The following is a 1,937-nucleotide window of genomic DNA, read 5'->3' as shown; positions in this document are numbered from 1 at the left end:
ACCGATGCCACTCCACGACTGCTGCTCGCCGACGCCGCCGGTCGTGAAGCGCTGGGCGACACTGGAACGCTGACCGTGCTCGATCCCGATGCATCGCTCGACGACGCGCTCTCGCAAGATAATCTGCATACCGATGTCGCGCCACATAACCTTGCCTACGTGATCTACACCTCGGGTTCGACAGGCAAGCCCAAGGGTGTTGCGATCGAACACCGGACACTGGTCGCATCGACTTATGCGCGGCATCAGTTCTATGAGCACGCCGCGAATGAACGCTTTCTGCTCCTTTCGTCGCTTGCCTTCGACAGTTCTGTCGCCGGCCTCTTCGGCACGCTGACGAACGGCGGCTGTCTTGCTCTCGTCGATATCGACACGGCCCGCGACCCGAACGCAATCATCAGGCTGGTGCGCGATCGCGACATCACGCGAGTGCTGTGTGTGCCGTCTCTCGGCCAGGCGATTCTCGATAGCATGTCGTCGAGCGGCGAGCATAAGCTTCGGGAGATCATCGTCGCGGGCGAGGCGTGCCCGCCGAATCTCGCGCGGCAGAGCTCCACGCTGCCTCGGCCGGTATCGCTCTACAACGAGTACGGTCCCACGGAAGCGACGGTATGGGCAACCGCATATCGATGCCTTGCTGAAGAAACGAATCGTGTGCCCATCGGCCGGCCCATTGCCAATACGCGCATCTATCTGCTCGATGCCGATCGTCGCCTGATGCCGCCTGGTGCGGTGGGCGAGTTATATATCGGTGGTGCGGGTGTGGCGCGGGGCTATCTGAATCGGCCCGAACTCACCGCCGAACGCTTTCTCGACGATCCGTTCGCTCCGGGTAGTCGCATGTATCGAACGGGAGACCTCGCGCGTTATCGCGCCGATGGCAATATCGAGTTCCTCGGCCGCAACGATCATCAGGTCAAGATTCGCGGCTTTCGTATCGAGCTCGGCGAGATCGAGGCGCAGATCGCCAGTCATCCGGCTGTGCGTGAAGCCGTGGTCATCGCGCGGGCGCGGCATGAGAAAACGCAGGATCAGCAACTCGTCGCTTACGTCACTGGAACGAGCGATATCGATGGCGGCGTCTTGCGCGAGCAGTTGAGCGAACGTCTGCCGGACTATATGGTGCCATCGGCGTTCGTCGTGCTCGATGCGCTGCCGCTTACGCCCAACGGCAAGCTCGATCGGCGCGCATTGCCCGATCCGCAATGGCAGGATCTTGCGGCTTATGTCGGGCCGCGTACATCGCTCGAAGCGTCGCTTGCGCAATGCTTCGCCGATGTGCTCGGGCTCGCACGCGTGAGTGTGTTCGATAACTTCTTTGCCCTCGGTGGGCATTCGCTGCTCGCTACGCAACTCGTCTCGCGTTTGCGTGAGGCACTTTCGATTGAAGTGCCTCTGCGTGCACTGTTCGATGCGCCTACTGTTGCATCGCTTGCAGAAGCGCTCTCTTCTTCTGGCGATGCCAGTGTGCTGCCGCCTTTGCAAGCGTCGGTGCGTCCCGCGCATCTGCCGTTGTCGTTCGCTCAAGAACGTCTGTGGTTCCTTGAACAACTTAATCCCGGACAATCGACGTATCACATTCCGATCGCCTTGCGCTTAAGCGGCACACTCGATGTTCGGGCCTTCCAAGCCGCATTGAACGTACTCGTCGCGCGTCATGAAAGCCTGCGCACTTCCTTCGTTCAACACGACGGTCAGGCCGTGCAGCACATCGCTGCCGAACTCGAACTCGCGCTGCCGCTTATCGAGTTGGACACGCTTGCACAAGCCGACGAAATCCGACGCCTTGCACAAGCCGAAGCCAGCCGCCCCTTCGATCTTCAGCACGGCCCGTTGCTTCGTGCTCAACTGCTGCGTCTTGCGGAAGATCAGCACGTCCTGCTCTTCACGATGCATCACATCATCTCCGATGGCTGGTCCACCGGCGTGCTCGTGCG

Annotated in this window: 1 protein-coding gene; it reads left to right on the top strand. The window is 60.8% G+C overall.

Annotated features, from left to right (window positions below):
• On the top strand, positions 1-1,937 hold a 1,937-nt coding region (locus tag AWB76_RS38545), incomplete at both ends, for a non-ribosomal peptide synthetase (RefSeq protein WP_157696343.1).

This window comes from Caballeronia temeraria (assembly GCF_001544795.2).
GTDB classification, from domain to species: domain Bacteria; phylum Pseudomonadota; class Gammaproteobacteria; order Burkholderiales; family Burkholderiaceae; genus Caballeronia; species Caballeronia temeraria.
Note: the sequence above shows the minus strand (reverse complement) of the source record. Positions and strands in the feature narration are given on the sequence as shown.